This window comes from Burkholderia sp. Bp9012 (genome assembly GCF_003853825.1).
Classification (GTDB): Bacteria; Pseudomonadota; Gammaproteobacteria; order Burkholderiales; family Burkholderiaceae; genus Burkholderia; species Burkholderia diffusa.
Genome location: NZ_QTQA01000016.1, coordinates 40,468 through 54,023, shown reverse-complemented (window position 1 = coordinate 54,023; position 13,556 = coordinate 40,468). Strand labels below are relative to the sequence as shown.

General features: G+C 67.3%; 12 protein-coding genes. 9 read left to right on the top strand and 3 right to left on the bottom strand.

The window, feature by feature from the left end; translation table 11 throughout:
• Positions 1-76: 76 nt before the first annotated feature.
• The 9 genes from DIE11_RS21820 (at position 77) to DIE11_RS21780 (ending at position 10,304) form a co-directional block, all read left to right on the top strand.
• On the top strand, positions 77-1,186 hold the full coding sequence (locus DIE11_RS21820) for an NAD(P)/FAD-dependent oxidoreductase (RefSeq protein ID WP_124626969.1): 1,110 nt from the start codon (positions 77-79) through the stop codon (positions 1,184-1,186).
• Positions 1,187-1,357: 171 nt separating this feature from the next.
• Positions 1,358-1,669, top strand: a complete 312-nt coding sequence (locus DIE11_RS21815; protein ID WP_059508331.1) for a high-potential iron-sulfur protein — start codon at positions 1,358-1,360, stop codon at positions 1,667-1,669.
• A gap of 188 nt (positions 1,670-1,857) precedes the next feature.
• Complete coding sequence (locus tag DIE11_RS21810) at positions 1,858-3,165, top strand: MFS transporter (protein WP_059607399.1); 1,308 nt, start codon at positions 1,858-1,860, stop codon at positions 3,163-3,165.
• 312 nt (positions 3,166-3,477) lie between these two features.
• Positions 3,478-5,106 carry an ABC transporter substrate-binding protein gene (locus DIE11_RS21805; RefSeq protein ID WP_124626967.1) on the top strand — a complete coding sequence of 543 codons (1,629 nt, stop codon included), beginning with the start codon at positions 3,478-3,480 and terminating at the stop codon, positions 5,104-5,106.
• Between the two features lie 116 nt (positions 5,107-5,222).
• Positions 5,223-6,233, top strand: a complete 1,011-nt coding sequence (locus tag DIE11_RS21800) for an ABC transporter permease subunit (protein WP_124626965.1) — start codon at positions 5,223-5,225, stop codon at positions 6,231-6,233.
• Positions 6,234-6,237: 4 nt separating this feature from the next.
• Positions 6,238-7,155 (top strand): ABC transporter permease subunit, encoded by a 918-nt coding sequence (locus tag DIE11_RS21795; protein ID WP_059607393.1) that lies wholly within the window; start codon positions 6,238-6,240, stop codon positions 7,153-7,155.
• A 2-nt stretch (positions 7,156-7,157) separates the two neighbouring features.
• The gene (locus tag DIE11_RS21790) at positions 7,158-8,156 is read left to right on the top strand and encodes an ABC transporter ATP-binding protein (protein ID WP_059607392.1); all 999 of its coding nucleotides are present in this window, start codon (positions 7,158-7,160) and stop codon (positions 8,154-8,156) included.
• Entirely contained in the window at positions 8,153-9,166 is a 1,014-nt protein-coding gene (locus DIE11_RS21785; protein ID WP_124626963.1) for a peptide ABC transporter ATP-binding protein, read from the top strand. The genes DIE11_RS21790 and DIE11_RS21785 overlap by 4 nt, the downstream gene beginning before the upstream one ends.
• Positions 9,159-10,304: a TraB/GumN family protein gene (locus DIE11_RS21780; protein WP_059607388.1), complete on the top strand. Its 1,146-nt coding sequence runs from the start codon at positions 9,159-9,161 to the stop codon at positions 10,302-10,304. Before DIE11_RS21785 ends, DIE11_RS21780 begins: the two co-directional genes overlap by 8 nt.
• Positions 10,305-10,873: 569 nt before the next feature.
• On the opposite strand, the gene pxpA is transcribed toward DIE11_RS21780, so the two are convergent.
• The 3 genes from pxpA to pxpB are packed head-to-tail and all read right to left on the bottom strand — an operon-like array spanning position 10,874 to position 13,414.
• Positions 10,874-11,638, bottom strand: a complete 765-nt coding sequence (pxpA, locus tag DIE11_RS21775) for a 5-oxoprolinase subunit PxpA (RefSeq protein WP_124626961.1) — start codon at positions 11,636-11,638, stop codon at positions 10,874-10,876.
• Positions 11,639-11,693: 55 nt separating this feature from the next.
• The gene (locus DIE11_RS21770) at positions 11,694-12,761 is read right to left on the bottom strand and encodes a biotin-dependent carboxyltransferase family protein (RefSeq protein WP_124626959.1); all 1,068 of its coding nucleotides are present in this window, start codon (positions 12,759-12,761) and stop codon (positions 11,694-11,696) included.
• Positions 12,758-13,414 (bottom strand): 5-oxoprolinase subunit PxpB, encoded by a 657-nt coding sequence (gene pxpB / locus DIE11_RS21765; RefSeq protein ID WP_059607384.1) that lies wholly within the window; start codon positions 13,412-13,414, stop codon positions 12,758-12,760. Before pxpB ends, DIE11_RS21770 begins: the two co-directional genes overlap by 4 nt.
• Between the last annotated feature and the right edge of the window lie 142 nt (positions 13,415-13,556).

Genomic DNA, 13,556 nt, shown 5'->3' with positions numbered 1-13,556 from the left:
AGGCGTTCGGCAAGCGGGCGGACCGGGACGTACAATTCCCTTCTCTCCCCTCGGTGCGCAAGCGGCGCGAAACGCCATGGAGCAGACGGACTGTGTGGTGATCGGCGCGGGTGTCGTCGGCCTTGCGATTGCGCGGGAACTGGCCGCGCGCGGGCGCGAAACCATCGTGCTCGAGGCGGCCGACGCGATCGGCACGGGCACGAGCTCGCGCAACAGCGAGGTGATTCATGCGGGGCTCTATTACCCGCGCGGTTCGCTGAAGGCGCTGTCGTGCGTGCACGGGCGCGACCTGTTGTACGAGTTCTGCGAGACACGCCACGTGCCGCACCGGCGCGTGGGCAAGCTGCTCGTCGCGACGAGCGCCGCGCAGGTGAAGCAGTTGAAGGCGATCGCCGCGCGCGCGGCGGAAAACGGCGTGCTCGACCTGATGCCGCTCACGCGTGCCGAGGCGCAGACGCTCGAGCCCGCGCTCGAATGCGCGGAGGCGCTGTTCTCGCCGAGCACCGGTATCGTGGACAGTCACCAGCTGATGCTGGCGCTGCTCGGCGACGCCGAGCGCGACGGCGCGATGTGCGCGGTGAAATCCCCGGTCGAATCGATCGACGTGCTGCGCGGCGGCCGCTTCGTGGTGCGTACCGGCGGCGACGCGCCGACCGAAATCGAGGCCGCGTGCGTGATCAACAGCGCGGGCCTCGGCGCGCAGGCGCTCGCGCGCCGCACGCGCGGGCTCGACCCGCGCTGGGTGCCGCCGCTCTATCTGGCGCGCGGCAACTACTTCAGCCTGTCCGGGCGCGCGCCGTTCTCGCACCTCGTCTATCCGATGCCCGACCGCGCCGGGCTCGGCGTGCATCTTACGCTCGACCTGGCCGGGCAGGCCCGTTTCGGCCCGGACGTCGAGTGGGTCGATGCGTTGCGCTACGAAGTCGATCCGGCGCGCGCACCGGCGTTCTACGCGTCGATCCGCACATACTGGCCAGGGCTACCCGACGATGCGCTGCAGCCGGCCTACGCGGGGATCCGGCCGAAGCTCGCGGGGCCCGGCGAGCCGCCGGCCGACTTCATCGTGCAGGGCGCGGCGCAGCACGGCGTGCGCGGGCTCGTGAACCTGTTCGGCATCGAGTCGCCGGGGCTGACCGCGTCGCTCGCGCTCGCGCAGCGCGTCGGCGACATGACGTCGCATGGGTGACGCACGCGCCCGTCTTCGTGCGGACCAGCCGTGTGAATTCCGTGTGAGCTCCCGTGTGAAATCCCTTATCTCCGGCATTTCGGCGCGCACATTCATTCGCTTGAGCGTTATTCTGTCGAACGGCTGTCGCCAGAACAGCTTTCAAACCGATAACGTTGGAGCGAGTCCCCCATGAAAACATCCCGTCGGAGTTTCCTGATTACGAGCATTGGTGCCGTGTCCGCGCTGGCGCTTTCGCGTGAAGCGCTGGCCGATGCGCCGATGCTGTCGGAAACCGATCCGGCCGCGGTGGCGCTCGGCTACAAGGCCGATGCCACGAAGGTCGACAAGGCGAAGTATCCGAAATACGCGGCGGGCCAGGATTGCGCGGCCTGCATGCTGTACCAGGGCAAGAAGGGTTCGGCTTCGGGCCCGTGCGGCGCCTTCCCCGGCAAGCAGGTGTCGGCGAAGGGCTGGTGCAGCGCATTCACGAAGATGGGCTGACGTCCGTGGCGGCATCGTGCGATGCCGCAATGTGGCGAAAACCGCAAAACGCCCGCCGTCGAAAGATGGCGGGCGTTTTTATTGCTTGAAAACGGTTCCGTCGCTTTCTACACTCGCTGCAAACCAGCGCGCCGCGGCAGACTGCTCCGCGTCGCCCGACACGGCGAATTCACGAGGATGAGGCACGCATGGCGACGATTGCGAATTCAACGAAAACGATCCGGCCCGAGCGTGCGCTGAACCGGCGCGCGGTCGTGGCGGCCGTGATCGGCAACGCGCTCGAGTGGTACGACTTCACGGTGTTCGGCTTCATGACGGTCGTGATCGCCGAGCTGTTCTTCCCGACGACCAGCGAATACTCGTCGCTGCTGCTGACCACCGCGACGTTCGGCGTGGCGTTCTTCATGCGTCCGATCGGCGGCATCGTGTTCGGCCTTTACGCCGACCGCGCGGGCCGCAAGGCCGCGCTGTCGCTCGTGATCCTGCTGATGACGGCCGGCATCTTCCTGCTCGCGATCGCACCGCCCTATGCGGCGATCGGCATCGGCGGCCCGCTCCTGATCGTGCTTGGCCGCCTGCTGCAGGGTTTCTCGGCGGGCGGCGAATTCGGCAGCGCGACCGCGCTCTTGATCGAAGCCGCGCCGTTCTCCAAGCGCGGTTTCTACGGCAGCTGGCAGATGGCGAGCCAGGCGGCCGCGCTGCTGATCGGCGCGCTCGTCGGCGCGGCCGTCACGCGCGGGCTGTCGCCCGATGCGCTGCGCAGCTGGGGCTGGCGCGTGCCGTTCATCCTCGGGCTCGTGATCGGCCCGATCGGCTTCTACATCCGCCGCCATCTCGCGGATTCCGAAGCGTTCCTGCATGCGCAGCAAAGCGCACGCCGTGCGACGCTCGGCGAAGTGTTCACGCGCCACCCGCGCGAGGTGCTGTGCGGGCTCGGCTCGGTGATCGCGCTGACGGTGACGATCTACGTGCTGATCAGCTATCTGCCGACCTTCGCGGTGAAGCAGCTGAAGCTGCCGTACGCGGAATCGTTCTATGCGGTGATCGTCGGCAACCTGCTGCTAATGGTGCTGTCGCCGGTCGCGGGCGCGTGGTCGGATCGCATCGGCCGCAAGGGGCTGTCGCTGTGGTCGCTCGTGCTGACGCTCGCGCTGATGTATCCGTTGTTCGCGTGGCTCGACGCGGCGCCGAGCATCGGGCGGCTGATCGCGGTGCAGGCCGTGCTGTCGGTGACGCTCGCCGGCTACTACGGGCCGTTCGGCGCGATGATCGCCGAGCTGTTCCCGGCCAACGTGCGCTCGACGGGGCTGTCGATCGCGTACAACGTCGCGGTGATGCTGTTCGGCGGTTTCGGGCAGTTCATCGTCACGTGGCTGATCAAGGCGACGGGTTCGCCGCTGGCGCCGACCTACTATGTGATGGCCGGGCTCGCGCTGTCGATCGTCGCGGTCGCGTTCGTGCCCGCGCGCAGCGCGGATCTCGACGCGCCGGCCTGACGGCTGCACTGCAGCGCGATCATCGTTTCGAAATCCGCAACGATGCGGGCCTTGGCCCCGAAATCGGCGCGACGCTCGTTCGCGTTCGCACACGAATTGTTTAGTTGTCGAAGGAAACACGCGCGGGACGAGCGAATTCGTCGCCCGTGCGCGCGGACGCACTTTTCGCGTGCGCGAGACATCCGCAAAAACCCGCGTGAATGCGTCTAGAAGAGTTTTTTCTCCAGCTTGTTGCAAAATCGCTAGCTCAAGTAATATCCGCGTACCCGGCCCCTGGGGGGACCGGTTCCGATCTGGAGACCTGGAGGAAACATGGAATACAACCGTCTGTTGCACACCCTGCGTGTTACCGCCATTGCAGGCGTGGCAGCGGCATCGCTCGGCGTCGCGGGTTCTGCATTCGCACAGATCCCGAACAAAACGCTCGTCTACTGCTCAGAAGGCAGCCCGGCGGGTTTCGATTCCGCGCAATTCACGACCGGCGTCGATTTCACCGCCGCCACATTCACCGTCTACAACCGCCTCGTCGAATTCGAGCGCGGCGGCACCAAGGTCGAGCCGGGCCTCGCCGAGAAGTGGGACGTATCGTCCGACGGCAAGGTGTACACCTTCCACCTGCGCCATGGCGTGAAGTTCCACACGACCGACTTCTTCAAGCCGACGCGTGAATTCAACGCGGACGACGTCGTGTTCTCGTTCGAACGCATGCTCGATCCGAACCAGGCGTTCCGCAAGGCCTACCCGGTGTCGTTCCCGTACTTCACCGACATGGGCCTCGACAAGCTGATCACGAAGGTCGAGAAGGTCGATCCGTACACCGTAAAGTTCACGCTGGCCGAGCCGAACGCGCCGTTCATCCAGAACATGGCGATGGAATTCGCGTCGATCCTGTCGGCCGAATACGGCGATCAGCTGATGAAGGCAGGCAAGGCCGCCGACATCAACCAGAAGCCGGTCGGCACGGGCCCGTTCATCTTCCGCAGCTACACGAAGGACGCGACGATCCGTTTCGACGGCAATCCTGATTACTGGAAGAAGGGCGCGGTGAAGATCTCGAAGCTGATCTTCTCGATCACGCCCGACCCGGGCGTGCGCGTGCAGAAGATCAAGCGCAACGAATGCCAGGTGATGAGCTATCCGCGTCCGGCCGACATCGCGACGCTGAAGGCCGACTCGGGCATCGACATGCCGTCGCAGCCGGGCTTCAACCTCGGCTACCTGGCGTACAACGTCGAGCACAAGCCGGTCGACAAGCTCGAAGTGCGTCAGGCACTCGACATGGCGATCAACAAGAAGGCGATCCTCGAATCCGTCTATCAGGGTGCGGGCCAGGCCGCCAGCGCGCCGATGCCGCCGACCCAATGGTCGTACGACAAGAACCTGAAGATGGCGCCGAACGACACCGCGAAGGCGAAGGCGCTGCTCACGAAGGCAGGCTATCCGAACGGTTTCGAGATCACGCTGTGGGCGATGCCGGTGCAGCGCGCGTACAACCCGAACGCCCGCCTGATGGCCGAGATGATCCAGGCCGACTGGGCGAAGATCGGCGTGAAGGCGAAGATCGTCACGTACGAGTGGGGCGAGTACATCAAGCGCGCGCACACGGGCGAGCAGGACACGATGCTGATCGGCTGGACGGGCGACAACGGCGACCCCGACAACTGGCTCGGCACGCTGCTCGGCTGCGAGGCGATCAAGGGCAACAACTTCTCGCACTGGTGCTACAAGCCGTTCGACGAGCTGGTCCAGAAGGGCCGCACGACGACGGGCCAGGATGCGCGCACGAAGATCTACACGCAGGCCCAGCAGATCTTCGCGCAGCAGCTGCCGTTCTCGCCGATCGCGAACTCGACGGTCTACCAGCCGGTACGCAAGAACGTGGTCGACATGCGCATCGAGCCGCTCGGCTACGCACGCTTCGACGGTGTCGGCGTGAAGTAATACGACCGGCGTAAGCTGTCCCCGAAGACCGAGACCGGTAATTCATCCGGCGGCGGGAGGCCAAAAGCTTCCCGTCGCCGGTCGCACATTTCCCACAAGAAAATACGAGACGCATCATGTTCACATTCGTGTTGCGCCGCGTGGGGATGGTGATCCCGACCTTCATCGGCATCACCATCCTGGCGTTTGCGCTGATTCACCTGATACCGGGCGACCCCATCGAAGTGATGATGGGCGAGCGCGGCGTCGATCCCGCGATGCATGCGGAGGCGATGAAACGCCTCGGGCTCGACCAGCCGCTGCCCCTGCAGTACATCCACTACATCGGCCGGGCGCTGCATGGCGACCTCGGCACGTCGATCATCACCAACACCAGCGTTGCGGGCGAATTCTTCGCGCGCTTCCCGGCGACCGTCGAGCTGTCGCTGTGCGCACTCGTGTTCGCGCTCGCGGTCGGGCTGCCGGCCGGCGTGATCGCCGCGCTGCGACGCGGCTCGGTCGTCGACCACGGCGTGATGGGCACCGCGCTCACCGGCTACTCGATGCCGATCTTCTGGTGGGGGCTGATCCTCATCATGGTGTTTTCGTCGTATCTCGGCTGGACGCCCGTGTCGGGGCGCATCGCCGTCGAATACGACTTCCCGCACCCGACGGGCTTCATGCTGATCGATGCGCTGCTCGCGCCGGACGAAGGCTCGTTCAGGTCGGCGGTCAGCCACCTGATCCTGCCCGCGATCGTGCTCGGCACGATCCCGCTCGCGGTGATCGCGCGGATGACGCGCTCGTCGATGCTCGAAGTGCTGCGCGAGGACTACATCCGCACCGCACGCGCGAAGGGGCTGTCGCCCGCGCGCGTGGTCGTCGTGCATGCGCTGCGCAATGCGCTGATCCCGGTCGTCACCGTGATCGGCCTGCAGATCGGCACGCTGCTCGCGGGCGCCGTGCTGACCGAGACGCTCTTTTCGTGGCCCGGTGTCGGCAAGTGGCTGATCGATGCGATCGGCCGCCGCGACTATCCGGTCGTCCAGGGCGGCATCCTGCTGATCGCGACGCTCGTGATCGTCGTGAACCTGGTCGTCGACCTGCTGTACGGCGTGCTGAATCCGCGCATCCGCCACACGAGGTAATTCCATGAGCAATCTGCAAAACACCCTGCCGAGCGAATCCGCGCCGGCCGGCGGCCGTGCGCTCGCGCTGCGCGAGTTCTGGGCCAACTTCTCGCGCAACCGCGGCGCCGTCGGCGCCGGCATCGTCGTGCTCGTGCTGATCCTGGTCGCGCTCCTTGCGCCGCTGATCGCCCCGCACAGCCCGGTCGAGCAATACCGCGACTACGTGAAGATCCCGCCCGCATGGCTCGCGGGCGGCAACTGGCAGTTCATCCTCGGCACCGACGAAGCGGGCCGCGACATTCTTTCGCGCCTGATGTTCGGCGCGCGCATGTCGTTCTGGATCGGCTTCGTGTCGGTCGTGCTCGCGCTGATCCCCGGCATCGTGCTCGGGCTGGTCGCCGCGTTCTTCCAGAAGTGGGCCGATACGCCCGTGATGCGCATCATGGACGTGCTGCTCGCGCTGCCGTCGCTGCTGCTCGCGGTCGCGGTCGTCGCGATCATCGGCCCGGGCCTCACCAACACGATGTTCGCGATCGCGATCGTCGCGCTGCCGGCCTATGTGCGCCTCACGCGCGCGTCGGCGCTCGGCGAACTGCAGAAGGAGTACGTGACGGCGTCGCGCGTGGCCGGTGCCGGCACGCTGCGCCTGATGTTCTCGCAGGTGCTGCCGAACTGCACGGCGCCGCTGATCGTGCAGGCGACGCTCGGCTTCTCGTCGGCGATCCTGGACGCGGCCGCGCTCGGCTTCCTCGGCCTCGGCGTGCAACCGCCGACCGCCGAGTGGGGCGCGATGCTGGCCTCCGCGCGCGACTACATCGACAACGCATGGTGGATCGTGACGATGCCCGGCCTGTCGATCCTGATTTCGGTGCTCGCGATCAACCTGCTCGGCGACGGGCTGCGCGACGCGCTCGATCCCAAACTGAAACGGATGGCGTGAACATGAGCCAAGATCTTCTGACCATCCGCAATCTCGCGGTGAACTTCAACGGCCTGCCCGCCGTCGACCGGATCAACCTGTCGATCGCGCCGGGCGAGGTGGTGGGCGTCGTCGGCGAATCGGGCTCGGGCAAGAGCGTGACGATGATGGCGCTGATGGGCCTGATCGACGCGCCGGGCAAGGTGACGGCGGATGAAGTCACGTTCAACGGTGTCGATCTGCTGAAGGCGTCGCCGAAGGCGCGCCGCAAGATCGTCGGCAAGGACATCGCGATGGTGTTCCAGGACGCGCTGTCGAGCCTGAATCCGAGCTACACGGTCGGCTATCAGATCAAGGAAGTGCTGAAGCTGCACGAGGGCCTGCGCGGCGACGCGCTGCATCGGCGCGCGCTCGAGCTGCTCGACCAGGTCGGGATTCCCGATGCGAAGAACCGCATCACGGCGTTCCCGCACCAGATGTCGGGCGGGATGAACCAGCGTGTGATGATCGCGATGGCGGTGGCGTGCAACCCGAAGCTGCTGATCGCCGACGAGCCGACCACCGCGCTCGACGTGACGATCCAGGCGCAGATCATGGACCTGCTCGTGAAGCTGCAGAAGGAGCGCGGGATGGCGCTCGTGCTGATCTCGCACGATCTGGCCGTGGTGTCGGAGGTCGCGCAGCGCGTCGCGGTGATGTATGCGGGCGAGGTCATCGAGACCAACCGCGTGCCGGACATCTTCCGTGCGCCGCATCATCCGTACACCGAAGCGCTGCTCGCGGCGATTCCCGAGCACAATCAGGGGGCGCGTCGCCTTGCCGCATTGCCGGGCATGGTGCCGGGCCGCGATGATCGCCCGTCCGGGTGCCTGTTCGCGCCGCGCTGCAAGTACGTCGTCGACGACTGCCGCAAGGCGCGGCCGGCGCTCGACACATTGGTGCCGGCCAACGACGCGATGCGTGCGCGCTGCATCAAGCCACTTAATGTTTCCAACCTCGACCTGACGGGAGGCGCACGATGAATGCAGTCCACGAAACGCGTGCGCCGCACGATGACGACGTCGTGCTGGTCGCCGACCAGCTCGCGAAACACTACACGGTGAAGCGCGGCATGTTCGGCCAGGGCACGGTGAAGGCGCTCAACGGCGTGTCGTTTTCGCTCAAGCGCGGCAAGACGCTCGCCGTCGTCGGCGAATCCGGTTGCGGGAAGTCGACGCTCGCGCGGCAGCTGACAATGATCGAGACGCCGACGTCCGGCCATCTGTCGATCGACGGCAAGGACGTCGCGGGCGCCGACCGCCACCGGGTCGCCGAGCTGCGCCGCCGCGTGCAGATGGTGTTCCAGAACCCGTTCGCATCGCTGAACCCGCGCAAGACCGTCGAGCAGACGCTTTCCGAGCCGCTCGAGATCAACGCGAACCTGACGGCCGCCGAACGCGCGTCGCGCATCGCGCAGATCATGCGCACGGTCGGCCTGCGGCCCGAGCACGCGAAGCGCTATCCGCACATGTTCTCGGGCGGCCAGCGCCAGCGGGTCGCGATCGCGCGCGCGATGATCCTCGATCCGCGGATCGTCGTCGCCGACGAGCCGGTGTCCGCGCTCGACGTGTCGATCCAGGCGCAGATCCTGAACCTGTTCATGGATCTGCAGGAGCAGTTCAAGACGAGCTACGTGTTCATCTCGCACAACCTGTCGGTGGTCGAGCACGTCGCCGACGACGTGATGGTGATGTACTTCGGCAGCGTCGCCGAGCTCGGCGACAAGGCGACGATCTACGCGCGGCCGCGCCATCCGTACACGCGCGCGCTGATGTCGGCGACGCCGGCGATCTTCGAGGAAGACCGCCGTGTGCAGATCAAGCTGCAGGGCGAGCTGCCGTCGCCGCTCAATCCGCCGTCGGGCTGCGCGTTCCACCAGCGCTGCCCGTACGCGGTCGAGCGCTGCCGCGTCGAGGAGCCGCAACTGCGCGAAGTGGACGGCCGGCGTGTAGCCTGCCATCGGGCCGAGGAGGTAGGGGAGGCGAATGCCTGAAGCGTTGGCGGCGCGCGCGTCCGGCGTGCGCCGTGCGGGGGCAAGCAGCGCGCGCGTGATGCGCGCGTACCGCTACGCGCGGCGCTGGAGCGTGCGTACCGTCACGGGCGCGGCGCTGGCCGGCGCGTGCGTGGCGGCCAGCGTTGCTGTTCCCGTCGAATCCGCGCGCGCCGAAGGGCGCGCGCCGGCCACTTCACCGATCCATCCGTCGCAAGTCCCGCCGCCCGGCATGAGCCTGCCGGGCTTCCACGCGCCCGCCGTGTCGGACGGCACGGTGTCGCGCGGCACCGTGCGCGTGCAGCCCGCGCGCATGCCGTTCTACGTTGCGACCAAGGGCAGGGTCACGCTGTACGTGCTCGGCACGCTGCATACGGGCGACCCGTCCGACTATCCGCCCGCGCAGCCGTTCCGGCCGCGCATCCTCGGGGCGCTCGCGGCGTCGCCGACGCTCGCGCTCGAACTGTCGCCGGACGATCTGCTCGAATCGCAGGACGACGTGTCGAAGTACGGCGTGTGCCGCTACCCGTGCCTGCAGCGCCTGTTGCCCGATCCGCTGTGGCAGCGCCTCGCGGGGCGCCTGCGCGGTAATCCGGCGGCGCTTGCCGAGATCCGCAAGATGCGGCCGTGGCTCGCGGCGCTCGTCGTCGAAACCTACGACTCGCTGTCGGCTGGCCTGCAGACCGAGTACGGCACCGAGGCGCAACTGCAGAACGTGTTCCTGAAGAAGAAGGGCGGCCGCGTGATCGGGCTCGAGACGCTCGCCGAGCAGATGCGTGCGTTTACCGGGCTGACGCTCGCCGAGCAGCGCGAGATGCTCGCGCAGGACATGGTGCAGACGCCGGCGCAGAACGCCGACGACATCAAGGCACTGCACCGGCTGTGGCAAATTGGCGACGCCGATGCGATCTCGGCGTGGGCGGTCGCGAAGAGCGAGCGGCTGGCCCGTTCGAAGGCGCTGTCGGCGTCGATCGACAACAAGATCCTGTACGAACGCAACCGGCGCTTCGTTGCACGGATGACGGCAATCGCCGCGCCGAACCGGCCGGTATTCGTCGCCATCGGCGCGCTGCATCTGGGCGGCCGGCGCGGGGTGCTCGAATTGTTGCGCCAGCAAGGGTATCAGGTCGACGCGAACTGATCGCGCCGGGCGCCGTGCACCGATCCTCCCCTGCTTGATCGACGATACGCACGCGCTGCGAGGTGCAGGCGGGTGCCCGTGCCGCCGCTCGATTCGATAAGGAAAACCCTTGAATCCTCAGAAAATAGCGTTTAAAACGATTGACATCCGGTTCTGCCGATCTCTATTCTTCATCCCACAAGTTGAAAAAATGAAAAGAATAGAAAAAGTTCTACGGGGTAGCAGAAAACAATGCGCGGGGTTAGCGTAGCCGGCACGTGATGTCGTGCCGGCCGCGTAGTGTCTGCATGCACGGCGGGGCCAAACATCGTCGGTACAACAAATGCATGCGACAGACTTGCGGATAAGCGACGTTCCGTCGTCCGACCGGGGGAAGCAGCAATCGGGTGGCGGCGGACGTTTTTTTATTCCGGAGCATTTTTCCGGTCACCGTCGAAAGACGGTTTCGGGGGGCGAATCGACAGACGGCGAAGTCCGCGGCGATTGCGCCAACAGAAAAGCGCCACGAGGGCGCTTTTTTCTTTGGTGCGGCGGTTTTTCATCTGGCGGCAGCGCGGCTTGCGCGCCGGTCAGGCGCCTTCGTCGGCCTCCAGCGCGCCCGGGGCGACGACATCGATACCGGCCGCTTCGAGCGCCGCGCGGATCCGCTTCGCGAACGCGAGCGCATGCGGGCCGTCGCCGTGCAGGCAGACGGTCTGCGCATTGAGCGGCACCCACTCGCCGCTCACCGACTGCACCTGCCGATCGCGCACCATGTCGAGCGTGCGCGCGAGCACCGCTTCCTCGTCATCGATCAGCGCGCCGGGCTGGCTGCGCGGCACGAGCGAGCCGTCCGCGCGGTAGCCGCGATCGGCGAACACTTCCTCCACCGCGGCGAGCCCCGCATGCCGCGCGGCCGCGACGAACACGCTGTTGGCCAGCCCGAACACGGCAAGCGACGGATCGAAGTCGTGGATCGCGGAGACCACCGCGTCGGCGATCATCGGGTCGCGCGCGGCCTGGTTGTACAGCGCGCCGTGCGGCTTCACGTGCGCGATGCGACCGCCCTCGGCCTGTGCGATCGCCGACAGCGCGCCGAGCTGGTACAGCACGCCGGCGTAGATGTCGCCGGCCGGCAGTTGCATCTCCTTGCGGCCGAAATTCTCCGGGTCGTGAAAGCTCGGGTGCGCGCCGATCGACACGCCTTTCTGCACGGCCCAGCGCACGCAGTCGCGCATCGCATTGGCGCCGCCTGCATGCCAGCCGCACGCGATGTTCGCCGACGTGACGAGGTCGAGCAGCGCCTCGTCCGATCCGCATCCTTCGCCGAGATCGGCATTCAGATCGATTTCCATGATGTTCCTCGTCCACTGATGGCGTGGCGCGTCCTTCGTCCTGCTTCCGCCATTGTCACGCCGCGCGCGATTGAACGCGGCGGCGGGTTTCCTCGCGCATCTCGATCGCGACGTCGATCTGCCGGAGATAGGCGCGTTCCGCGGTCAGGGCGGCGCGCGCGGCGTCGGGTGTCGTGCGCACGAAGCGGATCGGCAGGTTGAGCCGCGCCTGCGCGAGTTTCCAGAGATCCGCGCGGATCACCGTGCCGATCTTCGGATAGCCGCCGGTGGTCTGCGCGTCGTGCATCAGCACGATCGGCTGGCCGTTCGGCGGCACCTGGATCGTGCCGGGCAGCACCGCATGCGACAGCAGCTCGACCGGCCGCTCGCGCACCAGCTCCGCGCCGGCGAGACGATAGCCCATCCGGTTGCTGTTCGCGGTGACGAGCCATTCCTCGTCCCAGAACGCCTGCTGCGAATCGGCCGCGAACGACGCGTAGTCGGGGCCCGGCAGCACGCGCACGGGCATCGCCCAAGGCGCATGCGCGGGCCGGTGGCGGCGCGGCGGTTCGTCGACGCGCACGAACGCGCACCACGCAGGCGCCTTCACGCCGAATTCTGGCGCATCGGCTGCGAGGCAGCCGGCGCCGGCCGGCGGCACACCGACCGGAAGCCGATCGCCATCGCGCAGCGCGCGGCCGCCGAGGCCGCCGAAGCGCGATGCGAGATCGGTGCTGCGCGAGCCGAGCATCGGCAGCACGTCGATGCCGCCCGCGATGCACAGGTAGCCGCGCATCCCGCGTTTCGCGGCCGGCAGCACGAGCGTCTGCCCGGCGTCGACCGGCAGGCTCCACCACGAATACACGGGCTTGCCGTCGAGCGTCGCGCCGAATTCGGTGCCGGTGATCGCGATGCGCGTCGCGCGCGTGAAGCGGAACGCGGCCGGGCCGATCGTGATTTCGACGGCCGCCGCGTCGGGGCGATTGCCGACCAGCCGGTTGCCGACTTCGAGCGCGAGGCCGTCGAGCGCGCCGCCCTGCGCAACGCCGAGATGGCTCATGCCGCGGCGGCCGAGATCCTGCACGGTCGACAGCGGGCCGGCGCGGACCACCTCGATCGTGCCCGGTGCGGTGTTCTGGCTCATGTCGGGTCGACTCCGGCAATGGTGAAGCGCACGCGGTCGCCGGGCAGCAGCAGCGTCGGCTGCGGCCGCACCGGGTCGAACAGCACGTGCGACGTGCGGCCGATCAGCTGCCAGCCGCCGGGCGACGTGGCCGGGTAGATGCCCGTCTGCGCACCGCCGATGCCGACCGAGCCGGCCGGCACTTCCAGGCGCGGTGCCGCGCGGCGCGGCGTGTGCAGCGACGCATCGAGGCCGCCGAGATAGGCGAAGCCCGGCTGGAAGCCGACGAAGAACACGACGTATTCGCCGGCTGCGTGTCGCGCGACGACTTCGTCGGCCGGCAGCCCGGTATGCGCGGCGACGGCCGCCAGGTCGGGGCCGGCCGCACCGCCGTATTCGACCGGGATCTCGATCTCGCGGCCGTCCGCATGCTCGACGTCGGCGGTTTCCCATGCGTCGCGCAGCGCGGGCGTGAGCGACTCGGCCGTCGCGGCGAGCGCGTCGAACACGATCGTCAGGTTGTTCATGCCCGGCACGACGTCGATCACGTCGGGCCATGCGCGCGCGATCTCGGCGACGGCCCAGACGCGGCGCTGGCAATCGAGCGTGGCGGGCGGCGGCACCTCGCAGACGAGGGCGGCATCGCCGAGCGGATAAATGCGGGGTTGCGTCATCGGACTGGCACGGTTCGGACGGCAATGTTAGCGCACATTGTCAATAACATATCGATAACTTACCAATAAGCGTTTTCGCCTAGCCCGTATACCCGGGCTTCTGACGTACACTCGGCACACCCTGACATCCTGCTTGCGCCGC